Source organism: Streptomyces guryensis (genome assembly GCF_021261325.1).
Taxonomy (GTDB): domain Bacteria; phylum Actinomycetota; class Actinomycetes; order Streptomycetales; family Streptomycetaceae; genus Streptomyces; species Streptomyces guryensis.
Genome location: NZ_JAJSBI010000002.1, coordinates 278,547 through 302,267, shown reverse-complemented (window position 1 = coordinate 302,267; position 23,721 = coordinate 278,547). Strand labels below are relative to the sequence as shown.

The window sequence follows — 23,721 nt, the reverse complement described above, 5'->3', positions numbered from 1 at the left end:
AAACCACAGTGAAGCCGCGCTGAATCCAGCCCCGTGCACGCTCTGCGACATGAACCCGACGACACCTCCGGCCATCGAAGCCACCGGCCTCCGCAAGGCGTACGGCGACAACGTCGTCCTCGACGGCATCGATCTGCGCGTTCCGCGCGGCACGGTCTTCGCGCTGCTCGGTCCGAACGGAGCCGGCAAGACCACCACCGTCCAGATCCTCTCCACGCTGATCCGCGCCGACGGCGGCGAGGTCCGGGTCGCCGGGCACAATGTCGCCGCCGCACCGCAGGCCGTACGGACCGCGATCGGCGTCACCGGCCAGTTCTCCGCCGTCGACAACCTGATCACCGGCGAGGAGAACATGGCGCTCATGGCGGACCTGCACCACCTCCCCCGCCCCGAGGGCAGACGCGTCATCGCCGAACTCCTGGAGCGCTTCGGCCTGGTGGAGGCCGCGAAGAAGCCCGCCTCCGCCTACTCCGGTGGGATGCGCCGTCGCCTGGACATCGCGATGACGCTGGTCGGCTCCCCCGAGGTGATCTTCCTCGACGAGCCGACGACCGGCCTCGACCCGCGCTCCCGGCACACCATGTGGCAGATCATCCGCGATCTCGTCGACGGCGGGGTCACCGTCTTCCTCACCACGCAGTACCTGGAGGAGGCCGACCAGCTCGCCGACCGCATCGCGGTGCTCAACGGCGGCCGGATCGTCGCCGAGGGCACGGCGGACGAGCTCAAGCGTCTGGTCCCCGGCGGCCATGTCCGGCTCCGGTTCCTCGACCCCGCTCAACTCGCCCGTGCGGCCCAGGTGCTGGGCCTTGGCCTGTGCGACGACGAGGCGCTCACCCTCCAGGTCCCGGGCGACGGCAGCGTGCACACCCTGCGCGCCCTGCTCGACGTCCTCGACAGCGCCTCCGTCGACGTCGACTCCCTGACCGTGCACACCCCCGACCTCGACGACGTCTTCTTCGCGGTCACCGACCGCCCCGAGCACGAGAAGGTGCAGGCCCGATGACCACCGCCGTCCCCTCCACCCCGCACGTCCGCGACTCGCTCACCATGCTGCGCCGCAACCTGCTGCACGCCCGCCGCTACCCCTCGATGACGCTCCAGGTCGCGCTCATCCCCGTCTTCCTGCTGCTCCTGTTCGTGTACGTCTTCGGCTCCGCGCTCGGCGCCGGGATCGGCCAGGGCGGCGGCCGTACCGCCTATCTCGCCTATCTCGTCCCCGGCATCCTGCTGATGACCGCGGGCACCGGAAGCGTGCCGACGGCGGTCGCCGTGTGCACGGACATGACCGAGGGCATCGTCACCCGCTTCCGCACGATGGCGATATCCCGGGCGTCGATCCTGGTCGGCCATGTGGTCGGCAGTGTCATCCAGTCGGTGTTCAACCTGGTCCTGGTGACCGTCGTCGCCCTCGCCATCGGCTTCCGTCCCGACGCGAGCCCCTTGGAGTGGCTGGCGGCCGGCGGGCTGCTCGTTCTCTTCGTCTTCGGTCTGACCTGGCTGTCGGTCGCCCTGGGGCTGCTCAGCAAGACGCCGGAGGGGGCCAGCAACGCGCCACTGCCGATCTCGTTCCTGCTGCCCTTCGTCAGCAGCACCTTCGTGCCGGTCGACTCGATGCCCTCCTGGATCCGCTGGTTCGCCGAGTACCAGCCGTTCACCACGGTCATCGAGACCGTGCGCGGGCTGCTGACCGGCACCGGGATCGGGCACAACGGCTGGATGGCGGTGGCGTGGAGCGTGGGGATCGCGGTCCTCGGCTTCGTGTGGTCGCTCCGCCTGTTCGACCGCGACCCCAGCTGAACGGAACAGACCTCACCAACCACCCCGAAAGGAAACCGAGATGACCACCGAGAACCCCGTTCACCTCACCCCCGAACTCGTCGAGAACCCCGTCGGCGCCTACGCCGGCCTGCGCACCCGCCCCGGCCTCGGTCACGTCGTCCTCCCTGGTCTGAACGCCCCCGTACGGCTCGTCACCCGCCACGAGGACGTGAAGGCCGCGCTCGCCGAACCGCGGCTGGTCCGGGACCGCTCGACGATCCCGGACTCCGAAATGCCGGATCCACAGGCCGAGTTGATGGCCCAGGGTGCCGATGGTCTCCCGCCCGAGTACGCGCAGTACCTCTCGGGGCACCTGGCCCTGTTCGACGGCGACGAGCACACCAGACGCCGCAACCCGCTCACCCGCGCCTTCACCGCCCGCCGGGTCGCCGCGCTCCGCCCCTTCGTGGAGAAGACGGCGCGGGAGCTGATCGAGGCCCTTGCCGAGCGCGAACAGGCCGATCTGCTGGGCGAGTTCGCCTACCCGCTGAGCACCGCCGTCATCTGCGCGCTCCTCGGCGTCGACGCGGCCGACCAGGACAAGGTCTGCGGCTGGATCCGGGACTTCGCGTACGGCGACGGCAGCCGCGTCCTCGAAGGGCTCGGCGGCGTCGTGCAGTACACCAAGGACCTGGTCACCCGGCGGCGCGCCGAGCCCGCCGACGACCTGGTGTCGGCGCTGCTGGCGGACGGCGGGATGGCCGACGACGAGATCGTCACCGTCTTCTTCCTGCTCATCAACACCGGCATCACCCCGCCCGCCCTGTTCCTCGCCCACGCCGTGCTCGCCCTCCTCGACCACCCGGACCAGCTGGAGCGGCTGCGCGCCGAGCCCGAGCTGCTGGGCCGCGCGGTCCCCGAACTCCTGCGGTACGTCACCCTGGTCCGCATGGGCGCCACGCTGTACGCGACCGAGGACTTCGTGTTCGCCGGCACCGGGCTGAGGAAGGGCGAGGCGGTGACGGTCGCCCTGTTCGCCGCGGACCACGACCCGGCCGCCTACGACGCCCCTGAACGCCTCGACGTGGCAAGGGAGTTCGGCCGCGGTGACGGCCACCTGGCCTTCGGGCACGGCCCGCACTACTGCATCGGCGCGGCACTCGGCCGGCTGGTGACGGGCGTCGTGTTCGAGGAGCTTCTGGTACGGCGGCCGGCGGCACCGGAGCTGGCCGTGGACCGTGCCGACGTCCGCTTCGGGCACTGGCCCGGCGACGGCTTCCACCTGCTGAGCCTGCCGGTCAGGCTGTGAGCCCGTCCCGCACCAGGCCGAGTGCGACCTCGCGCAGCCCGTCCCCGTCCAGGGCGGCGTACGTGGACACCGCGTCCTCGTACGCCGCCCTGTCGGCGTTCCGGGCGGCCTCGCGGGCGCGCGCCGAGGACATGCTGGGCTGGAAGTTGCGCAGGGCGCGGAAGCGTTCGGCGAGGGCGGTCAGCCGGGCCCCGCGCCCGCTCTCGCCGTCCGCGAGGGCGACCGTACCCAGCGCGAGCAGCAGCGCGCCGCACACCGGGTACTCGACGGTGACGTGGTGCGGGGCCGGCCTGGGCCGGGTCAGCAGGGTGGTGAGGCGGCGGGGCAGCGCCGCGGCCAGGGGCGCCACCAGGTCGGTGCGACCGTGCCGGGCGTGTGCGACGAGGGCGACCGACTGGAGCTCCAGCACCCAGCCCTCCATGAGGAGTTCGTCGCCGAAGACCGGGACCGCGCGACCGTTGTCCAGCCGCTCCAGGGCCCGGCGCCACAGGCCGAGCCCGGTCTCGGTGTCGCCGCGCGCGAGGGCCATCTCGGCGCGGGCGCCCAGGTCGGGTGTGAAGGCGTCGGAGGCGGCGCCCTCGGGCTGGTGCCGCAGCGCCTCCTCCAGCCAGTGCTCGGCGGTGTCGAGGTCGCCGGTCTGCAGATGGGCGAGCATCAGGCCCCACCGCATGCCGATCGCGTCGTTCCATTCGCCGAGGCTCTCCAGGGCGTCCAGCGCCGCCCGCAGATGCACCAGGGCCTCGGCGCCGCGCTCGGTCTGCAGGCAGAGTTCGGCGAGCCGGGAGGCGGGCCAGATCCGCAGCAGCGGGATGTCCCGGTCACCGAGCAGCTCGACCATACGGCGGGCGGCGGCCAGGGCGAGGTCCGGCCGTTGCCCGCTCTCCGCCACGTAGCTCGCGACGCAGTTGGCGACGCCCGCGAGCAACGGCTTCTTCGCGGCGCACAGTTCGGCCAGCGCATTCCGGTCCGTCAGCACCTGCGGGAAGGCGCACAGCACCGCCGCCACGGCGCGCACCAGTGTGTCCGGTTCGGCGGACGGCAGCCGGCGCAGGGTGACAAGGGTGCGGACGGCGCCCGTCCCGACGCCCAGGAACAGGTTGGCGGCCAGCAGAGCGGCGGCGGTGCGGGCCGGCTCGACGTATGCGGGGCCGGGCCGGTAGTGGGACAGCGGCCGGGCGCAGTCCTCGGTGAGGGCGATCAGTCGCGGGTAGTTGGCCTCCGTGGTCCACAGGGCGCCGAGTACGGCGGTGACCGCGGCGACGGTGTCGAGGTCCTCCCGGGCGAGTGCGAGCCGGAGTGCGTGGACGAGGTTGTCCTGCTCGGCGCGGACCAGCTGCCAGGAGGAGAGGGGATCGGGCCCGAAGGGTGCGTCGTGGTGGACGACCCCGAACTCCCTCGCCCAGCCGAGGAATCGCTCCGTGACGGCGGCCTCCTCGCCGGCCCGCTCCCGGTGGGCGGCGGCGAACTCCCGTACCGTCTCCAGCATCCGGAAGCGGGTGCCGTACCCGGTGTCGGTCACCTTGAGCAGCGACTGGTCGACGAGGTCCGCCAGGACCTCCAACGCGTCGAAGGTGTCGGCGAGTTGCTCCGCGGCGCCGGCGGTGAAGCCGTCCGGGAACGCGGACAGGGCGCGCAGGGCGGACCGCCCCTCCTCGTCGAGGAGGTTCCAGCTCCAGTCGACGACGGCCTGGAGGGTGCGGTGGCGCTGCGGGACGTCGCGGGGGCCGCCGCGCAGCAGCGCGAAGCGGTCCTCCAGGCGGCGGGCGATCTCGGCGACCGACATCACCCGCACGCGGGCCGCGGCGAGTTCGGTGGCCAGCGGCAGGCCGTCGAGGCGGCGGCAGAGGGCGGCCACGGAGTCGGCGGGCAGGTCGACGTCGGGCCGGGCGGCCCGCGCACGCTGCTCGAACAGCTCGACCGTGGTGGCGAGGTCCAGTTCGGGCAGCGGGTAGACGGTCTCGGAGGTCAGACCGAGGGGGGCGCGGCTGGTGGTGAGGACACGCAGGTCCCTCGTCCGCGACACCAGTGCCCGTACGAGATCGGCGACCCCGCCGACCACCTGCTCGCAGTTGTCCAGGACGAGCAGGGCGGGCCCGGAGCCCAGGGCACCCACGATGCCGGCGATCGCCTCGCCGCCCGCGGCGGGCCGCAGACTCTCGCCGGCGCCCAGCGCGGAGGCGACCTCGGCGGCGACATCGGCGTCCCGGCGGACACCGGCGAGCGGCACCAGGTGCACGACGCGCTGCTCGGCGTCCCGGGCGACGGCGCTCGCGAGGCGGGTCTTGCCGAGGCCGCCGGGTCCGACGACCGAGGTGACCCGGGCACTGTGCAGCAGCCGGGTCACGGCGGCGATGTCGGCGTCCCTGCCGAGGAGGGGATTGGGCTCGTGCGGAACGCCACGCCGTACGACGGGTGCCTCTCCGCGCAGCAGTTCCTGGTGGAGTTCCTGGAGGGCGGGTCCGGGGTCGGTGCCGAGTTCGTCGCGCAGGCGGCGACGGTGGGTGTCGTACGTGGCCAGGGCCGCGGCAGGTCCCGCGGCGGCCGTCTGGCAGCGCATCAGCTCAAGGAGCAGTTCCTCGTCGTGGGGGCGGTCGGCGGCCAGTTCGGCGAGCGGGCCGGCGGCTTCGTCCCGGCGGCCGGTACGGGCGAGGGAGAGCGCGCGGCAGCGGACCAGCGCGCGGTACGTCACGGCCCGCTCGGCCCGCAGCTCGCCGACGGGATCGCCGAAGGTGCCCGTTTCACCGGCCGGGGCGCCGTCCCACAGCCTGAGCCCCTCCTCCGCCTCGGCGAGGGCGCCCGGGTGGTCCCCGGCCCTCGCCTTCTCGGCGCCGGCGGCGGCGAACAGCAGCACGGCGGAGGCGTCGACCTGGTCCTCCCGCAGGGCGAGCCGGTAACCGCTCGGCGTGCTGGCGATGACCTCGGCCCCGAGCCGGCGGCGGGCCCTCGACACCAGGATCTGCAACGCCTTGACCGGGTTCTCGGGCTGCTCGTCCGGCCACAGCCCGTCGACCAGCCGCCCGGCACCGCACCCCGCCCGCAACTCCCCCGCCAGCAGCGCGAGCAGCCCCCGCAGCCGGGGCGCGGTGATCTCCTGCCCCTGGTGGGAGACGGACGACAGCAGCGTCAACTCGATGGTCACCGCGCCAGGTTAGCCAGGCGCGGGAGGCTCGGGGCGGGCCCCCGCCACGGAACCCCGGGCAGGGCCCGGAGGACTCGTCCGCCGCCAGGGGCCGGGGAGCGCCGCCCGGGAAGCCTCGGCGGACGCCGGGCCACCGCAAGCCCCACGACCACGCGGCGACGTGCGCCTCCCCGGCGACGGGACGAAGACGGTCGGGCAGACGCCCACTCCGCCGCCGGCGGCCGGGAAGGGCCGACGCCCGGCCTCGGCAAGCCGCACGACCATGCAGCGAGGTGGCAACCGGCCGATCACGCGGCCGCCGAGGGCTCCCTCGCGACCGGAAACCCCTCCGTCCGCAGCACCTGCCCCCCGGCGTCCACGGCGAACACCTCGCAGCCCGGCAGTGAGGCGGCCCACTCGATGCCCCGCGCGCCCATCGCGAACGCCGCCGTCGCTACCGAGTCCGCCTCGGTCAGGGTGGCGGCCACGACGGTCAGACTGAGCAGCCCGGTGGCGGGGAGGCCCGTACGGCCGTCGATGATGTGGTCGCCGCGTTCGTAGCGCGCGGACGTCGCGACCGCCCCGTCGGTGAGCGCGAGGACGGTGCACAGCTTGTCGGCGTGTTCGGGGTGCCGCACGCCGACCCGCCAGGGGCCGCCGGCGGCGACCACGTCACCGCCGGCGTTCAGCACGAAACTCTTCGCCCCGGCCGCCATCAGCAGCTCCGCCGCCCGCTGCACCGACCAGCCCTTGACCACCGCACAGGGGTCGAGGGCGCGGCCGGGCAGCCGTACGTCGAAGGCTCCGCCCGTGGCGATCCGGTAGTGCTCGCACAGGTCGAGGACCTCGGCGAGGTCGTCGCTGAGCTCGTGGGAGTCCAGCTCGCCCCGGCCGTGGCGGGACACCTCGCTGTCGGGCTTGAACGGGCTGAACCGGTCGTCGACCTCGCGCAGCCACGCGAAGACCGCGTCGGCGGCCGACTCGGGAAGGTCCTCGTCGTCGACCCGGAGCGAGACGGGGAAGCCCATGACGTGTTCGACGCGGTGCATCGGATCACTCCTCCGCGTCGAGCGCGGCCTGGAGCGACTTCCGGTAGGCCCCGCTGGTGATCGTCGCACCCGACACCGTGTCGATGTCCGCGCTCTGCGCCTTCAACGTCGCCGCGATCAGCTTCGGCACCGCGGCCGTCGTCTGCGGATGGTCCGGCTGCTGCAGCATCCGCACGGCGGTGATCTCGTCGTCCTCGCCGAAGGTCACCTGGACCTGCACGGGGCCCTTGACGGTGTTCACCGTCGGACCCGAGACGGTGCCCCCCGATTCGTCGGAGGACGAGGAGGACTCCGAAGAGTCCGAGGAGTCCGAAGCGGACTTGGACGACTTCGGGTTCGCCCTGTCCGCGTCGATCGCGGCCTGGAGGGACTTCTTGTAGGCGTTGCTGGTGATCGTCGCGCCGGACACCGTGTCGATGTCCGCGCTCTGCACCTTCAGCGTCTCCGCGACCAGCTTCGGCACCGCCGCCGTGGTCTGCGGATGGTTCGGCTGCTGGAGCATCCGTACAGCGGTGATCTTGTCGCCGTCGAAGGTGACCTGGACCTGGACGGGGCCCTTCTCCGTCTGGACCGTCGGGCCCTTGACTCCGGTGCCGGAGGAGGAACCCGCGGACGCGGAGACGGAGGGGGAGGCTACGGGGGTCGACGGCTCGTAGCGCCAGACGGGGACCAGGCCCGCGATGCTCAGGACGACGACAGGTATGGCTCGCTTCACGATGTCTTTCCCGTCTTCCTCATCCGGCCAGGCTGAAGCGTTCGAAGTGGATCTGCTGCCTGGGCACGTTCAGTTCGCCCAGGCTGCGCAGCACCGCGTTCATCATCGGCGGCGGGCCGCACAGGAAGACGTCCCGGTCGGCGATGTCCGGCACCAGCCGCGCCAGCTCGCCGGGCGCCAGCTTGTCCGGGACGGGCGAGCCGGTGACCAGGTGCAGCTCGTGGCCCTTGGCGACGGCGAGTTCGCGCAACTCGTCGTAGAGGACGGCGTCCCGGTCCGAGGAGACCCGGTAGAGGACGACCGCGTGGCCCTCGATCTCCTCCAGGATGGCCCGGATCGGGGTGACGCCGACGCCGCCCGCGATGAGCAGGGACTCGGACCTCACCCGGTGCATGGTGGTGAAGGCTCCGTAGGGGCCCTCGGCGAAGACGCGGGTGCCGACCTTCACGTGCCGCAGGGCGGCGCTGCCGTCGCCCGCCGCCTTGGCGGTGAGGCGCAGGGTGCGGCCGTCGGGGGCGGCCGACAGGGAGAAGGGGTTCGCCTGCCACCAGCGGTCGCGGGTCAGGAACCGCCACATGAAGAACTGGCCGGCCTGCGCGGGCATCCGGTCCAGGTCGCGCCCCGTCATGTGGATCGAGACGACGTTGTCGGACTCGTGGACGACCGCGGAGACCCGCAGCTGGTGGCGCCGGTTCCGCCACAGCGGGAGGAGCAGGCGGCCCAGGACCAGTGCGCCGAGGGCCACGCCCCACACCCCGTACCAGTACGCCTTGGCGGCGGACGACGCGGTGAACGTCGTACCGACCGCGACCTGGTGCGTGAACGCGAGCACCACGGCGGCATACGTGTAGAGGTGGATGAAGTGCCAGGTCTCGTAGGCGAGGCGGCGGCGGGCGTAGCGGGCCGAGACGGCGCCGACCACGAGGATGATGCCGAGGGCGACGATCGCGCGGAGCACGCCCTCGGTCGTCTGGGCGAGGTCCACGATCTCGGAGATCGGACCGACACCCGCGCCTTGGGCGTAGCCGAAGGTGATGAAGACGGCGTGTGCGAGGAGCGTCCACAGCAGGGCGAAGCCGGTCCAGCGGTGCCAGGAGGTCAGCCGGTCCATGCCGATACGGCGGTCGAGCCAGGGCAGCCGGGCCACCAGCACCAGCTGGAAGGCCATGACGAGGGCGCCGTAGAGGCCGAAGAGGCGGCCGATGACGATCAGGGCGTTGGAGGCGAAGCCCGCCTGGGCGAAGAAGTAGGCGACCACGGCGGCGTTCGCGGCGAGCACGGCGTACAGGCCCGTGCGAGCCACCACCCTGGGGCGTATCGCCGTGGGGGGCGCAGGGGGTGATTGGACGGTCGTCACGTGACGGCAACTCCTTGATCGGGTCCTGGGTAACCCGAGCTTGGCCGGTGGGAGCTGTCGAAAAGCTGTCGGACAACTTTCAAGTACTTATCGATGTGCTCGTTGTGACCCCGGGGATATGGCCTCACCAGCCACGTACCGCAGTATGAGCGGGTGGAAAAAGTACGCCTCCTGGTCGTGGACGACGACCCGCCCATCGCCGACCTCGTCGCGACCGTGGCCCGTTACGAGGGCTGGGACGCGGTCACCGCGAACTCCGGTGAGGAGGCGCTGCGGCTGGCCGGCGAGTTCGATCCGGACATCGTGGTGCTCGACCTGATGCTGCCGGACCTGGACGGCTTCGGCGTGCTCGACCGGCTGCGGCACAACGGCACGATGGTGCCCGTGGTGTTCCTGACCGCCCGGGACGGCATCGCCGACCGGGTGGCGGGGCTGACCCGGGGCGGCGACGACTACCTGGTCAAGCCGTTCGCGGTGGAGGAGCTGATGGCCCGGCTGCGCACCGTGCTGCGGCGCAGCGCCGGGCCGGCCTTCCAGCGCTCGGTGCTGCGGGTCGCGGACCTGACGATGGACGAGGACACCCGCGAGGTGCGCCGCGCCGACCGGCTGCTCACCCTCACCCCCACCGAGTACGAGGTCCTGCGCTTCCTGATGCGCAAGTCGCCGACCGTGATGACCAAGGCGCAGATCCTCGACCATGTGTGGGAGTACGGCTTCGGGGGCCGCTCGAACGTCGTCGAGCTGGTCGTCAGCCGCCTGCGCCGCAAGCTCGACGACACGGGCGAACCGCTGATCCAGACGGTACGGGGCTTCGGCTACGTCATCCGGCAGGCCGCCGAGTGATCGGGCGGATTCCGCGGGGCTACCGCGGACTGCGGCTGGGCACCCGGCTGGCGCTGGGACTCGGCGCGCTGGCACTGGTGGTGTTCGCCGTCGTCGGCACGGCTCTGACGACCTATATGCGGGACTACCTGTCGCACCAGCTCGACGACCAGCTGGGCCTCGCCCAGGTCGCCCAGTCCAAGAACGTCGCGGAGACCGGCACTCTCCAGGGCAAGAAGTACTGGGGCTGGTACTACGCCGTGTACGACGTGTCGGGCGGCAGAGCCGTGCTCCGCAAGCCTGAGGAGGCCGGCGACCTCCCCCAGGACGTCGCCCCGTTCGCCTCCCTGGCCTTGGCACAGGCCGGCACGGACAGCGAGCTCGTGCGCACCGCGGACCTCACGGGCGACGGCGCCTACCGGCTGCGCGCCTGCGAGGTCAAGCCCGGTGTGATCCTGATCAGCGGCGCACCGATGGGCGACATCGACGACACGGTACGGCGGCTGATCACGGTCCAGGTCATCGCCTTCGGGCTCGCGCTGCTGGCGTTGGTGGTGTTCGGCCGGCGGATGCTGAAGCGGGGCCTGAACCCGCTGAGCGACATGGCCCACACGGCCCACGGCATCGCCTCGCACGACCTGACCGAGTCGGCGGCCCGGCTGCCGCTGCGCGCCGACAAGCGGGGCGGCGGCCCGGAGGTGGAGGAGCTGCGCACCGCCTTCAACACCATGCTGGAGCACATCGACGACTCACTCGCGGTCCGCGCGGAGGCGGAACAGCGCCTGCGCCGTTTCGTCGCGGACGCCTCGCACGAGCTGCGCACCCCCCTGATGTCCGTACGGGGCTACGCGGACCTCTTCCAGTACGCCGCCGCCAACGCCCCCGAGGAACGGGACAAGCATCTGGCCCGGCTGCGCGCCGAGGCGGCCCGGATGGGCGTCCTGCTGGACGACCTGCTGCTGCTCGCCCGCCTCGACGCGGCGGAGGTGGACGCGCCCCTGCGGATGCAGGACACGGACCTGGTGGAGCTGGTGGACGAGGCCGCCGCCGCCTTCCGGGCGAGCCATCCGCAGCGCCCCCTGGAGGTGACGTCCGGCCCGCCCTCACTGAAGCTCCGTCTGGACCCGCACCGCATCCGCCAGGTCCTGGACAACCTGCTCACCAACGCGGCCGTGCACACGCCGGCCGGTACGCCGGTGTCGATGGCGGTCGAGGTGGCGGGGGACCAGGCCGTCGTACGGGTCGCGGACGCCGGCCCCGGTATTCCGGCCGCCGACCAGGAGCGGGTCTTCGACCGCTTCTACCGCGTCGACAAGGCCCGCAGCCGGGACCGGGGCGGCAGCGGGCTCGGGCTCCCGGTCGCCGGTTCCCTGGTCCGCGCCCACGGCGGCACGATCGAGCTGCGCAGTGAACCGGGGTCGGCGGTGTTCACGGTGTCGCTGCCGGTGGGCTCCCGGGCCCTGTCGTCGGGACCAGGTCGGCTGTAGGGGTCGGTGCGTTGCCGCCGCGCCGAGCGGGGTCATGGGCCCCGGCTCGAGCGGGGCCGAGAGTGGGGCGGTGTGACGACAACGCCACTGGGGCCCCGCGCCCTCAGGGCAGTGGGGGGAGCGTGCCAGGGCCCGCGACGCCGAGCTGATCCCGACGACAGAGCCCGGCTCCGGGGCTCCCGGAGGTCTTACGGACCCGTGACGTCCTGGGCGCGGCCCGCGCCTCCCGCCTGGTCACGGCCCTAGCGTGGCCGCATGCGTGTACTGGTCACCGGCGGTGCCGGGTTCATCGGGTCCCATGTCGTGCGGGCGCTGGAGGCACACGGGCACGAGCCCGTCGTGTACGACGTCCGGGCCGATCCCGCGGCGGACGTGCGCAGTCCCACGGCCGTCCGCCGCGCCCTCACCGGGGCCGACGCCGTGTGCCACCAGGCGGCGATGGTCGGCCTGGGCGCCGGGTTCGCGGACGCGGCCGACTACGTCTCCCACAACGACCTCGGCACCGCGGTCCTGCTCACCGCCATGGCCGAGGCGGGCGTGGGGCGGCTGGTGCTTGCCGGGTCGATGGTGGTGTACGGCGAGGGGCACTACGCCTGTGCGCGGCACGGGGTGGTGCGGCCGGGCCCGCGTACGGTGGCCGACCTGGACGCGGGCCGCTTCGAGCCGCCGTGCCCCGTGTGCGGTGCGGCCCTCTCCCCCGGCCTGGTCGGCGAGGACGCCCCCGTCGACCCGCGCAACGTGTACGCGACGACCAAGCTCACCCAGGAACACCTGGCGGCGGCGTGGGCGCGCGCCACGGGCGGTCGGGCGGTGTCGCTGCGCTATCACAACGTGTACGGGCCGGGGATGCCCCGCGACACCCCGTACGCGGGGGTCGCCTCCTTCTTCCGCTCGGCGCTGGCCCGCGGCGAGTCCCCGCGGGTCTTCGAGGACGGCCGTCAGCGGCGGGACTTCATCCATGTACGGGACGTGGCCGCGGCCAACGTGGCGGCTCTGGAGGCGGGTTCGCGCGACGGGGCGCTGACCGCGTACAACACCGGCAGCGGCGAGGTGCACACCGTGGGCGAGATGGCCGGGGCGCTGGCGTCGGCGTACGGCGGCCCGGAGCCGGTCGTCACCGGGGAGTACCGGCTCGGCGACGTACGGCACATCACGGCGGACTCGGCGCGGCTGCGGGCGGAGCTGGGCTGGAAGGCCGGGGTGGGCTTCGAGGAGGGCATGCGGGAGTTCGCGCTGGCCGGAATGCGTGAGGCATAGGCCCCCGATGGACCGGTGGCGCCGGTAGCCCGGTGGCGCCCACAGACCGGTGGTGCTGCCCGCATTCACGAAGCGGCAGCGGGCAGCACCACCTCGAAAACGGCGGCCTCCGGGAATGCGGGAGTTCACGCGGACGCACTGAGCGTGTCCACGCCTGGCCGACGTCGTTGTCGTCGATCATGGCGCTGTTCGGCACAAATCAGTTGAAAGGACCGCAGAATGCTCCGGCGTACCCTCAAGCCCACCCGCACCCGGATCGCCGCGCTGCTCGGCGCACCGGTGATCGGCGTGTTCCTCCTCGCCCCGTCGGCCTTCGCGGACACACCGCCGCCCGGCGAGAAGATCGACAGCGCCGCCGTCATCGACAGGGCCTGCAAGCACGCGAGCGAGGACTCCGAGGACGGCGCGGACGGGTCCTGCGAGAAGCTCGTCGCGCCGCTCCTCTCGCATGCCATCGGCCCCGGGAGCGGGCTCACCTGCCGGAGCGTGTCCCCGACCGACATCGACTGCCGCCCCGAGAGGTGACCGTTCACGCCTCCGCGACCGGCAGGGTCACCTCGAACCGGCAGCCGCCCGGGATGTTGCGGACGCTCGCCCGCCCCTGGTGCGCCTCCACGATGCCCCGCACGATGGCGAGGCCGAGTCCCGCGCCCGCAGGGGGAGTCCGGGCATGCGTGCCCCGCCACCCGGTGTCGAAGACGCGGGGCAGGTCCTCCTCCGGGATGCCGCCGCAGGCGTCCGTCACGGACACGACCACACCGTCCGGCGAACGCTCCGCGGCGATCGCGACCGTGCCGTCGGCCGGCGTCCGCCGGATGGCGTTGACCAGCAGATTGCCCAGCACCCTGCTCATCTCCTTGCCGTCCACCTCGACCGGCAGGGGTTCGACCCGGTCGCCGACCAGCCGTACGCCGTACTCGCGGGCCAGGGGGTCGGCGCCCGCGAGCGCGTCGCCGACGAGGTCGTAGAGGGAGATCCGGCTGGGGCTGAGCGCCAGTGAGCCCGCGTGGATGCGGGAGAGTTCGAAGAGGTCTCCGACCATGTCGTTGAGGCGCTCGACCTCGGTGCGGATCTGTCTGAGGTAGCGGCCGGGGTCGGCGGCGACGCCGTCCTCCAGGGCCTCGGACATGGCGCGCAGGCCGGCGAGGGGGGTACGCAGGTCGTGGGAGATCCAGGCGACGAGTTCGCGGCGGGAGGACTCCAGGGCGCGTTCGCGTTCCCGGGACTCGGCGAGTTTGGCGCCGGTGGCCTCCAACTCGCGGCTGAGGGCGGCGAGTTCGGCGGTGGCGGGGCCGACCGGTGAGGTGAAGTCGCCGCCGTCGCCGAAGGAGCGGGCGGCGAGGGTGAGGGCGCGGCTGCGGGCGGCGACCCAGCGGCCCAGCAGCAGGGCGGTGGCCAGGGAGACCACGGCGGCCATCGCCACGACGGTCGTGACGACCTTCAGGTCGTGCCCGGACAGGAACATGGCCTGCGCGACCGCGAGGGTGCCCGCGAGCATCGCGGTGACGGCGACGGCGGCGACCACACCGAGGTGCAGGGCGAGCGAGCGGCGCCGGATCAGCAGCAGCACACAGGCGCCGAGCAGTCCGGCCGCGGCGGCGCCGAGGAAGGCGAAGAGGGCGATGAGGAGGTTGGCGTGCATGGTCACGCCTCCGCTCGGGAGACGCCGTCGGAGCCGTCTTCGGAGCCGTCGAAGCGGTAGCCGACGCCCCACACCGTCTGGATCAGCCGGGGCCTGCCCGGGTCGTCCTCGACCTTGCCGCGCAGCCGCCGCACATGGACGGTGACGGTCGACAGGTCGCCGAAGTCCCAGCCCCACACCTCGCGCATCAGGTCCTCGCGGCTGTAGACGCGGCCCGGGTGCCGCAGGAAGAAGGCGAGGAGGTCGAACTCGCGGATGGTGAGGGCGAGTTCGGCGCCGTTCTTGACGGCGCGGCGGGACGCCGGGTCGACGGAGAGCCCGGCCGCCCGGAGCAGGCCCGAGGGCTGGGCGGGGCGGGTGCGGCGCAGCACGGACTCGACGCGCAGGACGAGCTCGCGGGGGCTGAACGGCTTGGTGACGTAGTCGTCGGCACCCACCTCCAGGCCCAGGATGCGGTCGTCCTCGTCGCCCCGCGCGGTGAGCATGATGACCGGCACCGGTCCGCGCCCCCGCATCCGTCGGCACACCTCCAGGCCGTCCATGCCGGGCAGCATCAGGTCGAGGACGACGAGGTCGGGCCAGTGGGCGGCGGCGCGGGCGAGCGCGTCGGGGCCGTCGCCGGCCCGGTCCACGACATATCCGGCGCGGTCGAGATACCCGGTGACGACCTCGGCGACGGTCGGATCGTCGTCGACGACGAGCACCCGGGCACCGCCCTGTGCGTACTGCTGCTGCTCCATGAAGCCAGCCTCGCACCGCACGCGCGAACATGCCGCCGTCCGCCCCTGACGTCCGTGTTTCGTAAGGAGCCGAAGCCCGATTTGCCTGATTCCCGTTCGTAGGGTGAGTGCCGTGACGCCCCCTTCTGACAAAGACGAATCCGAAGTACGGGACCTACGAGACGTACGAGAACCGGGCGCGACGTCCGTGGACGTCGTGCTCCCCTGCCTCGACGAGGCCGAGGCCCTGCCCCGGGTGCTGGACCGCATCCCACCCGGCTGGCGCGCGATCGTCGTGGACAACGGCTCCACCGACGGCTCGGCGGACATCGCCCGCGGGCTCGGCGCGAGTGTGGTGCGCGAGGCGCGGCGTGGCTTCGGTGCCGCCTGCCATGCCGGTCTGACGGCGGCCACGGCGGACATCGTCTGCTTCTGCGACTGCGACGCCTCGCTCGACCCGGCCGACCTGGTGCCGTTCGTGGAGCGGATCCGGGCCGGGGAGGCCGACCTGGTGCTGGGCCGGCGCCGTGCGCAGTCGCTCGGCGCCTGGCCGTTGCACGCCCGCGCGGGCAACCTCGCCCTCGCCCGCCTCCTCCGGCGCCGCAGCGGCCTGCGCCTGCGCGACCTGGGTCCGCTGCGCGCCGCCCGCCGCGAGCCGCTGCTGTCCCTCGCCCTCACGGACCGCCGCAGCGGCTACCCCCTTCAGATGGTCGTCCGCGCCGCCGACGCGGGCTGGCGGATCGCCGAGTACGACGTCCCGTACCGCCCGCGCGCGGGCGCCTCCAAGGTGACCGGGACCTGGCGCGGCACCTGGCAGGCGGTGCGGGACATGAGCCGGGTCCTGGCCGAGCCGCCGGTGGAGCCGCAGGTACGCGAAGGAGTGCGCCCATGACCGCCCTGCCCACGCTCCTGGTCATCGCGAAGGAACCGAGGCCGGGGCGGGTGAAGACGCGGCTCACGCCCCCCTTCACCCCTGGGGAGGCGGCCGCGCTCGCCGAGGCGGCGCTGGCGGACACCCTGGACACCGTGGCACAGACCCCGGCCCACCGCCGGGTCCTGGTCCTGGAGGGTGAGCCGGGCCCCTGGCTGCCGCCCGGCTTCGAGGTCGTACGGCAGTGTCCGGGCGGCCTCGACGAACGCCTGGCCGCCGCCTTCGCGCACTGCGACGGCCCGGCCCTCCTCATCGGCATGGACACCCCGCAGGTGACCCCCGAGCTCCTCAGCGTCGACTTCACCGACTGCGACGCGTACTTCGGCCCCGCGGAGGACGGCGGCTTCTGGGCCCTGGGCCTGGCCGACCCCGACCCGGCCTTCCTGCTCGGCGTCCCCATGTCGACACCCCACACGGGCGCCGACCAGCGCGCCCGGCTGGCAGGACTGCGCGTACGGAACCTGCCGCGCCTACGGGACGTCGACACGGCGTACGACGCCGAACTGGTCGCCAGGACCGCCCCCACCGGCCGCTTCGCGACCCAGCTGGCCCACCTCGCGGCGGCGGGCCGATGAGCGGCGCCCCGGAGCTGACCGCACGGATCGGACGCCAGCCGGCCCCCGGCACAGCACACGCCCGACCGGCCGGGCAGACGGACGGCTCCCCATCGGACACGCGACCGCCGACCCCCGGCACCGACGCCGAGGCGGCGAGCGGCCCCATGGCCCTCCGAAGGCCGGCCGCGGAGACCGACGGCTCCGGCTCAGGCACCGACGCCCCGTGGCGCCACGCACCGAGCCCCGCCACAGTCCGCCCGCGCCCCGGCGCCGTCCCTCCGGCACCACTCGCCCCCGCGGACGACGGCACCTGGTCCGCCGACCCCTATGCCTACGCCCTGCGCACCGGCCGCGGCCCGCTGTTCCTGCGCCGGGCCGACGGCTGGCTGCTCCTGCTGGAGGTCGAGCGGTGGTGTGCGGAGGCCGACGCGGTGGATCTGGAGGTGTTGCGGCGGTGTGAGGGGGCGGTGCTCGACGTGGGGTGCGGGCCCGGTCGGCTGGTTGTCGCGCTGGGTGCGCGGGGGCTGCCGGTGCTCGGCATCGACGTCAGTGAGGCGGCCGTCGCGCGGACGGTCGCGCTCGGCGGGCAGGCCCTGCGCCGCTCCGTCTTCGAGCCACTGCCCGCCGAGGGCCGCTGGGGCACCGCACTCCTGCTCGACGGCAACGTCGGCATCGGCGGCGACCCGCGCGCCCTGCTCGACCGGATGGCCGGGCTCCTCGCCCCCGGCGGCCTGTTGATCGCCGAGACGGTCCCGGACCCGGACCTCGACGAACGGGTCCGGGTCCATGTCACCGACGCGCGCGGAGCCGCCGGCAGCCCCTTTCCGTGGGCCCGGCTCGGCACGCCGGCCCTGCTGCGGCACGCGCGCCGCGCGGGCTGGCGTGCCGTCGATCAGTGGACCGCCGGGGGCCGCTGCTTCGTCGCCCTGCGCAGCCGCAGCACGAACAGCACCGCCGAGCCGCCGAAGAGTACGGCCGTCAGCAGCAGCCAGCGGGACAGGAAGCGGTCCGCGGACAGGCCGGTGGCGGACGCGTAACCCGCCGTCACCTGCCCGCCGATCAGCGGGAACCAGACCAGCAGAAGCAGCAGGGACAGGGCGGCCGGCACCCGGACGTACCCCACCCACCTCCGCCGTGGGCCCGCCGCCTTCACGAGGGCGCGGTCCGCCGCCGCGTACAGCGGCAGCAGCACCAGGTCGTGCAGCAGCGCCGCCCCCACGAACCACACCGCGACCCCGAACCAGTCCCCCGCGAGCAGCTGCACCCCCGCATAGGCGGCGAGCGCGAACGAGCAGGTCAGCAGCAGGATCTGGAGCGGGCTGCCGACCGGCAGCGCGAACCGCGGGCGCCTCATCACAGGTCTCCGAAGGTCATCCGGGCCACCCACTTGGTGTTGAGCACACCGGGCGCCGCGGGCACGATGACCCGTGCCGGATGGCCGTGGTCGGGGGTCAGCTCCTCGCCGTTGACGAACAGGGCGAGCAGGGAACGCGGGTCGGCGACCTGGTTGGCGCGCAGGGCGGCCCGCCGGAACGCGCCGTGCCGTTGCAGCGACTCCACGAAGACGTCCGGCGTATCGCCGTCGTACCCGACGAGGGCCGCGAGGTCCCGGAGCCGCACGCCACGCCACCACTGGTCGGAGGTCGACCAGCCCTCGACGCAGGCGATGGGCAACGCCGAGCTGTGCAGGGGCAGTCGGAGCAGGTCGGCGCGGCTGAGCCGGACGGTGCCGGACCGTCCGCTGACGGTCAGCCGCCACGCCTCCTCGCTCCGCTCCGCCGCACCGACGCCGGCGTACGCGGCGGTCTTGTTGATCTGGAACCCGCCCGGCCCGCTGCCCGGATCGGCGCCCCCGTGCGGGGCGAGAACGGCGGACCACCGCAGCCCGTCGAAGTCCTGCCCGACCGTCGTGCCGAACAGCAGCAGCGAGCCGCCCCCGACCAGTCCGAGGGCACCCCGCCGGGAGACGGTGGGCGGATCGGGGTCGGGTGCCACCAACTCGCGCTCTTCCTCCGCCACTTGGGGCGGCTGACGCAGACCGCGCAGGTTGCGCAGGGCCGCCGGGGTCTTCAGCACCGCGTGCGCGACGAACGCGGCGAAGAACACCCACGCGCCGTAGAAGTGCAGCGGGTAGAAGGAGCCGGGGAAGACGTAGTCGAGCTGGACGTTCAGCACGCCGGTGGCGAACTCGAACAGGCCGCCGCCGACCAGCAGCAGCAACGAGATCCGCTCCAGCGCGTGCGCGAGGGAGCGGGCGGGCGGCAGCGTGAACAGCTTCGGCACCACCGACCACAGCTTGGCCAGCAGCACGGGGATCAGGGTGATCCCGAGGGTGACGTGGACGCCCTGCGTCAGGCGGTACAGCCAGTGCGGATCGGTCGGCCAGGAGAAGAGGTAGAAGCCGAGGATCCCCTTGTCCGGGGTCTGGTCGTTCACCGGCGACAGGTCCGGGTTGTAGGCGGCGTACGACAGCAGTCCCGTCACGAACAGCACGGTGATGCCGCCGAGCAGGACGACGCCGAGGACCGAGGTGAACCAGGGGCCGCGCAAGGGGCTGCGCCAGAAGGAGGGCGAGAAGGGAGTCCGTCTCATGCTCCGACCGTAGGTCCGGACCGGCCCAGGACCGGGTCCGCGAACCATGACGAAACTCTGACGTCTACGCATGTCAGCCGTCCGGCGGAGGTTCCCCGGCCTAGCGTTTCCGCCGTGAACCGCGACCTCCGCCGAGACCTGTACGCCGCCGCGGCAGCCGCCCTGCTCGTTGTGACGGCCGCCGTCGTCGGCACCGGCATCGAGCACCGCGACCGCTCCCTCTACGTCCCCTGGCCCCCGCTGCTGGCGAAATGGGAACCTCACGTCGGCCCCGGCACCCCGGCGGCGATCGCCGTCGCGGTGGCCGTCGTGATCTACGGCCCCACTCTCGCGGCCCGCCTGCCCTGGCGCCCCCTGCTGTTCGCCGCGTGGGGAGCGGGCATGGCCTGGACGTGGTCCCTCGCCCTGGTCGACGGCTGGTACCGGGGCGTTGCCCAGCGGCTCACAACCGGCAACGAGTACCTCCAGGTCATCGGCCGCTTTCACGACATCCCGCACACCCTGCGGGACTTCACCCAGCACATCGTGAGCGGCCCCCACGACTGGCCGGCCCATGTAGCCGGGCACCCGGCGGGAGCGAGCGTCACCTTCGTCCTCCTCGACCGGATCGGCCTCGGCGGGGGAGGTTGGGCCGGTGCCTTCGTCATCACCGTCGGTACGACCGCGGCGGCCGCGGTCCTGGTCGCCGTACGGGCGCTCGCCGACGAGCAGCTGGCCCGCCGTGCCGCGCCCTTCCTGGTCCTGTTGCCGGGCGCGGTGTGGGTGGGTGCCTCGGCGGACGGCTACTTCACGGGCGTCGCCGCCTGGGCCGTCGCGTTCCTGGCCCTGGCGGTGACGGGACACCGCCCGCGGGCGACGGGCTTCGTCTCGGGCCTGCTCCTCGGTCTGACGGCCTATCTCTCCTACGGCCTCACGCTCTTCGCCCTCATCGCCGCCGCCGTCCTCCTGCTGGGCTCCCGCCGCGCCCGCCCGCTGCCCTTCCTGCTGGCCGGACTGGCCGTCGTCCCGGCCGTGTTCACCGCGCTGGGTTTCAACTGGTGGACGGCCTACCACCTGTTGGTCACCCGCTACTACCAAGGGGTGGGCGGCGTACGGCCGTACTCCTACTGGGTGTGGGCGAACCTCGCCTGCACGGTGTTCATCGTGGGCCCGGCGACGGCGGCGGGGCTGCGGCGCACCGGAGCGACCCTCGTCGGACGCTCCCCAAGTCCCGCCCTACGCCTGGCTGTTCTCACGACCGCCGCTCTCATCGCCATCCTGGTGGCGGACGCCTCCGGCATGAGCAAGGCGGAGACGGAGCGCATCTGGCTGCCGTTCGCGGTGTGGCTGCTCCCGGCCTGTGCCTTCCTGACCCGGCCGCGCGCCTGGCTCGCCGCACAGGCGGTGCTGGCGCTGCTCGTCAATCACCTGCTGCTGACCTGGTGGTGAGCTCGGGGAAGCGGCTGTTCCGTCCAGATCACCTTGCCGTAAGGCGTATACCGGGTCCCCCACCGCTCGGTGAGCTGAGCCACCAGGAACAACCCACGCCCACCCTCGTCCTCCGTGAGAGCGCGCCGCAGCCGCGGCGAGGTGCTGCTCCCGTCGGACACCTCGCACAGCAGCGCACGATCACGCAGCAGACGCAGCTGGACAGGCCCGGTGGCGTGACGGATCGCGTTGGTGACGAGTTCGCTGGCGACCAGTTCGGTGGTGAAGGCGAGTTCGTCCAGCCCCCACGCGGTGAGCTGTCCGGTGACCGCGGTACGGGCGCGGGAGACGACCGCCGGGTCGCTGGGCAGGACCCACTCGGCCACCCGTTCCTCGCCGAGGACGTGAGTGCGGGCGACCAGCAGCGCCACGTCGTCGCTCGGCCGCTCCGACAGCAGGGCGTCGAGGACCGCCTCGCAGGTGTCCTCCGGGGCCCGGTCGGGGACGGCCAGGACGGTGCCGAGCCGGTCCAGGCCGGAGTCCATGTCGCGCAGCCTGCCCTCGATCAACCCGTCGGTGTAGAGCACCAGTTGGCTGCCTTCGGCGAGTTCCAGCTCGACGGTCTCGAAGGGCATGCCGCCGAGGCCCAGGGGCTGGCCGGGCGGCAGGTCGACGAACTCGACCGTGCCGTCCGGGGCGACGACCGCGGGCAGGGGGTGCCCGGCGCGGGTGAGGGTGCAGCGCCGGGACACCGGATCGTAGACGGCGTAGAGGCAGGTCGCTCCGACTATGCCGGAGTCGGCCTGGGTGCTCTCCACCTCCCAGCCCTCGCCCCGGTCGAGGCGTCCGACCAGGTCGTCGAGGTGGGCGAGGAGGTCGTCCGGGGGCAGGTCGAGGGCACAGAAGTTGTGTACGGCGGTGCGCAGCCGGCCCATGGTGGCGGCGGCGTGCAGACCGTGGCCGACGACGTCCCCGACGACCAGGGCGACACGGGCGCCGGACAGCGGGATGACGTCGAACCAGTCTCCGCCGACCCCGGCCTGCGCGGGCAGATAGCGGTAGGCGACCTCGACGGCGCTCTGCTCGGGGCGGCCCTTGGGCAGCAGGCTGCGCTGCAGGGCGAGGGCGGTGTTGTGCTCGCGGGTGTAGCGGCGAGCGTTGTCGATGCAGGTCGCGGCGCGCAGGACCAGCTCCTGGGCGAGGGAGAGGTCGTCGTCCTCGAAGGGGGCGGGCCGCTCGGAGCGGTAGAAGCTGACCACGCCGAGCGTGGTGCCGCGGGCCCGCAGCGGCACCGTGATCAGGGAGTGGACGCCCGCCGCGAGCACCTGTCCCATCCGCTCGGGGTCCTGTGCGATCCAGCCGCCCGCCTCCGCCAGGACGGGTTCCATGACGGACTGCGTGAGTTCCAGGCAGCGGGCCTGCGGCGTGGACGGGACGTACTCGACGGTGTCGCCGACGTCGTACAGCTTGGCGGGCTGCTTGCGTACGGCGCGGATGGCGACCCGGCGCAGCGCCGTACGGCCGCCGAGGGCCACCGGCTCCTCGCCGCGCAGCACCGCGTCGGGCAGGTCGACGGCGACGAAGTCGGCGAACCGGGGCACGGTCACCTCGGCCAGTTCCTCCGCGGTGCGGGTGACGTCGAGGGTGGTGCCGATCCGCAACCCCGCGTCATGCAGCAACTCCAGCCGCCTGCGCGCGAGTACGGCCAGTCGTCCGACGCCGGGCTCGCCGACGAGCAGCAGCCGGCTCTCGGCACCGTCGAGGATGTCGCCGACGGTTTCGGCGGGCTGCGCCACCGGTGGCGGCGGGGGCAAGACGGCTCGCACGACGACGGCGGGCGGGGTCACCGTCGGGGCCGTCGCCTCGCGCGCGGCCGGCGGCGGCCCGCCGGCCCCCGGGGTCGCCACCGGCACCGGCCCGGCGACCGGTGGCGACGTCGGCAGCCCGAGCCCGGTCAGCCGCGGCCCGCCCAGGATGCGCGCCTCCACCGCGACGCCCGTCTCCCCGGCCTCGCCCATGACCTGACGCCGCAGCAGCGTGGCGATACGGCCGCCCGACAGGGGAACCTCGTCGAGGGTGCGGCCCGGCGAGGCGATGAGTTCCTCGGCCCGCTCGCGTAGTACGGCCAGGTCGATCCGGCCGAGACCGTCGCCGTTGTGCCCGTCGCCGTCGTGCCCGTCGCCGTCGCCCGGCAGCGGACGGACGGTGGGCCGTGCCGCTCCGCCCACGTCGAGGGCGGCCCGCCGGTAGGCGGCGAGGAGTGCGCGTTCCCGTTCCGTGGCCTGTTCGAGGAGGCGGCTCTCGATGTCCCGGGCGGCTGCCCGGACCAGCCGCAGCATGGTGGGATCGCCGTCGTCGCGCAGGCAGGTGAGGTCCAGGACGGCCTCGATCCGGCCGCTGAGCGGATTGCGGACGGGCGAGCCCGCGCAGGCGAAGGGCTGCAGACAGTCGGCGAAGTGCTCACGGCCGACGACGTAGACCGGGCCGCGCGCGGCGAGTGCGGTGCCGACGCCGTTGGTACCGACCACCGGCTCGGAGGCGTCGAACCCCGGCGCGAAGTTCACCTCGTCCAGCCGGTCGCGCAGCCGCAGGTCGGCGTCGAGGCGCCGCACCATGCGGCCCCGCGCGTCGCACAGCGCGATCGACGTGCCCATTTCCGCCAGGGAGGCGCTCAGCCTCGTCAGCACCGGGTCGGCCGCGCTCAGGAACCGTTCGTCCAGGGTCAGGCCCTGCTCGTAGGGGACGAGCAGATGGCCGGGTTCGAGCCCTGCGGAGCGGCAGCGCTTCCAGGATTCGAGCACCGAACCCCGGACGTCCGCCTCGACCCGTGCACCTGCCAGGAAACGTTCGTGGGCATCGACGAGACCGCCGATGTCGTCCCAGGCGACGGACACCGATATCACTTCCTCACCTGGAGCAGGCCCGGTCGCGCACCGCCGATCGGTACGCCCGGGCGTGGTTCTCCAAGCGCTTTCACCCTAGCTCCGCTGTGACCCAC

At 73.3% G+C, this 23,721-nt stretch carries 19 protein-coding genes and 1 pseudogene; 11 read left to right on the top strand and 9 right to left on the bottom strand.

The features are described from left to right. Window positions 1-49 precede the first annotated feature (49 nt). From LJ657_RS05280 to LJ657_RS05270, 3 genes are read left to right on the top strand one after another with little or no spacing between them, the layout of a single operon-like run. On the top strand, window positions 50-1,006 hold the full coding sequence (locus LJ657_RS05280; protein ID WP_232647039.1) for an ATP-binding cassette domain-containing protein: 957 nt from the start codon (window positions 50-52) through the stop codon (window positions 1,004-1,006). Then, window positions 1,003-1,800, top strand: coding sequence for an ABC transporter permease (locus LJ657_RS05275; protein ID WP_232647038.1), 798 nt, complete (start codon window positions 1,003-1,005; stop codon window positions 1,798-1,800). The genes LJ657_RS05280 and LJ657_RS05275 overlap by 4 nt, the downstream gene beginning before the upstream one ends. A gap of 40 nt (window positions 1,801-1,840) precedes the next feature. Next, window positions 1,841-3,070, top strand: coding sequence for a cytochrome P450 (locus LJ657_RS05270; RefSeq protein WP_232647037.1), 1,230 nt, complete (start codon window positions 1,841-1,843; stop codon window positions 3,068-3,070). On the opposite strand, the gene LJ657_RS05265 is transcribed toward LJ657_RS05270, so the two are convergent. From LJ657_RS05265 to LJ657_RS05250, 4 genes are all read right to left on the bottom strand, one after another. Next, window positions 3,060-6,209 carry an ATP-binding protein gene (locus LJ657_RS05265; protein ID WP_232647036.1) on the bottom strand — a complete coding sequence of 1,050 codons (3,150 nt, stop codon included), beginning with the start codon at window positions 6,207-6,209 and terminating at the stop codon, window positions 3,060-3,062. The two genes, LJ657_RS05270 and LJ657_RS05265, sit on opposite strands and share 11 nt — an antisense overlap. Before the next feature lie 287 nt (window positions 6,210-6,496). Beyond that, window positions 6,497-7,237, bottom strand: a complete 741-nt coding sequence (locus LJ657_RS05260) for an FAD:protein FMN transferase (protein ID WP_232647035.1) — start codon at window positions 7,235-7,237, stop codon at window positions 6,497-6,499. 4 nt (window positions 7,238-7,241) lie between these two features. Then, window positions 7,242-7,952: an FMN-binding protein gene (locus tag LJ657_RS05255; RefSeq protein ID WP_232647034.1), complete on the bottom strand. Its 711-nt coding sequence runs from the start codon at window positions 7,950-7,952 to the stop codon at window positions 7,242-7,244. A 19-nt stretch (window positions 7,953-7,971) separates the two neighbouring features. Then, the gene (locus LJ657_RS05250; protein WP_232647033.1) at window positions 7,972-9,309 is read right to left on the bottom strand and encodes a ferredoxin reductase family protein; all 1,338 of its coding nucleotides are present in this window, start codon (window positions 9,307-9,309) and stop codon (window positions 7,972-7,974) included. 153 nt (window positions 9,310-9,462) lie between these two features. Between LJ657_RS05250 and LJ657_RS05245 the strand changes: the two genes are divergently transcribed. The 4 genes from LJ657_RS05245 (at window position 9,463) to LJ657_RS05230 (ending at window position 13,400) form a co-directional block, all read left to right on the top strand. Next, window positions 9,463-10,152: a response regulator transcription factor gene (locus LJ657_RS05245; RefSeq protein WP_232647032.1), complete on the top strand. Its 690-nt coding sequence runs from the start codon at window positions 9,463-9,465 to the stop codon at window positions 10,150-10,152. Further along, window positions 10,149-11,618, top strand: a complete 1,470-nt coding sequence (locus LJ657_RS05240; protein ID WP_232647031.1) for a sensor histidine kinase — start codon at window positions 10,149-10,151, stop codon at window positions 11,616-11,618. Before LJ657_RS05245 ends, LJ657_RS05240 begins: the two co-directional genes overlap by 4 nt. Window positions 11,619-11,873: 255 nt before the next feature. Further along, window positions 11,874-12,875, top strand: a complete 1,002-nt coding sequence (locus LJ657_RS05235) for an NAD-dependent epimerase/dehydratase family protein (RefSeq protein ID WP_232647030.1) — start codon at window positions 11,874-11,876, stop codon at window positions 12,873-12,875. Window positions 12,876-13,094: 219 nt separating this feature from the next. After that, the gene (locus LJ657_RS05230; protein WP_232647029.1) at window positions 13,095-13,400 is read left to right on the top strand and encodes a hypothetical protein; all 306 of its coding nucleotides are present in this window, start codon (window positions 13,095-13,097) and stop codon (window positions 13,398-13,400) included. A gap of 4 nt (window positions 13,401-13,404) precedes the next feature. Here the strand turns inward: LJ657_RS05230 and LJ657_RS05225 are convergent, their stop codons facing one another. Together LJ657_RS05225 and LJ657_RS05220 are read right to left on the bottom strand one after the other, a co-directional pair. Beyond that, complete coding sequence (locus LJ657_RS05225; protein WP_232647028.1) at window positions 13,405-14,517, bottom strand: sensor histidine kinase; 1,113 nt, start codon at window positions 14,515-14,517, stop codon at window positions 13,405-13,407. A 2-nt stretch (window positions 14,518-14,519) separates the two neighbouring features. Beyond that, window positions 14,520-15,257 (bottom strand): response regulator transcription factor, encoded by a 738-nt coding sequence (locus LJ657_RS05220; RefSeq protein WP_232647027.1) that lies wholly within the window; start codon window positions 15,255-15,257, stop codon window positions 14,520-14,522. A 187-nt stretch (window positions 15,258-15,444) separates the two neighbouring features. Between LJ657_RS05220 and LJ657_RS05215 the strand changes: the two genes are divergently transcribed. From LJ657_RS05215 to LJ657_RS05205, 3 genes and pseudogenes are all read left to right on the top strand, one after another. Beyond that, window positions 15,445-16,128: a glycosyltransferase family 2 protein gene (locus LJ657_RS05215; protein ID WP_232647405.1), complete on the top strand. Its 684-nt coding sequence runs from the start codon at window positions 15,445-15,447 to the stop codon at window positions 16,126-16,128. Between the two features lie 5 nt (window positions 16,129-16,133). After that, window positions 16,134-16,742, top strand: a complete 609-nt coding sequence (locus tag LJ657_RS05210; RefSeq protein ID WP_232647404.1) for a TIGR04282 family arsenosugar biosynthesis glycosyltransferase — start codon at window positions 16,134-16,136, stop codon at window positions 16,740-16,742. Beyond that, window positions 16,739-17,440, top strand: a pseudogene (locus LJ657_RS05205) (class I SAM-dependent methyltransferase); the annotation flags it as partial. The gene LJ657_RS05210 and the pseudogene LJ657_RS05205, both read left to right, overlap by 4 nt. Before the next feature lie 176 nt (window positions 17,441-17,616). Here the strand turns inward: LJ657_RS05205 and LJ657_RS05200 are convergent. Further along, window positions 17,617-18,078, bottom strand: a complete 462-nt coding sequence (locus LJ657_RS05200; RefSeq protein ID WP_232647026.1) for a hypothetical protein — start codon at window positions 18,076-18,078, stop codon at window positions 17,617-17,619. Further along, window positions 18,078-19,316, bottom strand: coding sequence for a molybdopterin-dependent oxidoreductase (locus LJ657_RS05195; protein ID WP_232647025.1), 1,239 nt, complete (start codon window positions 19,314-19,316; stop codon window positions 18,078-18,080). The genes LJ657_RS05200 and LJ657_RS05195 overlap by 1 nt, the downstream gene beginning before the upstream one ends. Window positions 19,317-19,430: 114 nt before the next feature. Here LJ657_RS05195 and LJ657_RS05190 point away from each other — a divergent pair, with 114 nt between their 5' ends. Next, entirely contained in the window at window positions 19,431-20,744 is a 1,314-nt protein-coding gene (locus LJ657_RS05190; protein ID WP_232647024.1) for a hypothetical protein, read from the top strand. Here LJ657_RS05190 and LJ657_RS05185 read toward each other — a convergent pair. Then, window positions 20,720-23,626, bottom strand: a complete 2,907-nt coding sequence (locus tag LJ657_RS05185) for a SpoIIE family protein phosphatase (RefSeq protein WP_232647023.1) — start codon at window positions 23,624-23,626, stop codon at window positions 20,720-20,722. The genes LJ657_RS05190 and LJ657_RS05185 overlap by 25 nt on opposite strands. Window positions 23,627-23,721: the final 95 nt, after the last annotated feature.

Excerpts from the sequence above, each read along its gene's own strand:
- LJ657_RS05280 (WP_232647039.1), top strand. The coding sequence starts at position 50 with ATGAACCCGACGACACCTCCGGCCATCGAAGCCACCGGCCTCCGCAAG.
- LJ657_RS05275 (WP_232647038.1), top strand. The coding sequence starts at position 1,003 with ATGACCACCGCCGTCCCCTCCACCCCGCACGTCCGCGACTCGCTCACC.
- LJ657_RS05270 (WP_232647037.1), top strand. The coding sequence starts at position 1,841 with ATGACCACCGAGAACCCCGTTCACCTCACCCCCGAACTCGTCGAGAAC.
- LJ657_RS05260 (WP_232647035.1), bottom strand. The coding sequence starts at position 7,237 with ATGCACCGCGTCGAACACGTCATGGGCTTCCCCGTCTCGCTCCGGGTC.
- LJ657_RS05235 (WP_232647030.1), top strand. The coding sequence starts at position 11,874 with ATGCGTGTACTGGTCACCGGCGGTGCCGGGTTCATCGGGTCCCATGTC.
- LJ657_RS05230 (WP_232647029.1), top strand. The coding sequence starts at position 13,095 with ATGCTCCGGCGTACCCTCAAGCCCACCCGCACCCGGATCGCCGCGCTG.
- LJ657_RS05225 (WP_232647028.1), bottom strand. The coding sequence starts at position 14,517 with ATGCACGCCAACCTCCTCATCGCCCTCTTCGCCTTCCTCGGCGCCGCC.
- LJ657_RS05220 (WP_232647027.1), bottom strand. The coding sequence starts at position 15,257 with ATGGAGCAGCAGCAGTACGCACAGGGCGGTGCCCGGGTGCTCGTCGTC.
- LJ657_RS05200 (WP_232647026.1), bottom strand. The coding sequence starts at position 18,078 with ATGAGGCGCCCGCGGTTCGCGCTGCCGGTCGGCAGCCCGCTCCAGATC.
- LJ657_RS05195 (WP_232647025.1), bottom strand. The coding sequence starts at position 19,316 with ATGAGACGGACTCCCTTCTCGCCCTCCTTCTGGCGCAGCCCCTTGCGC.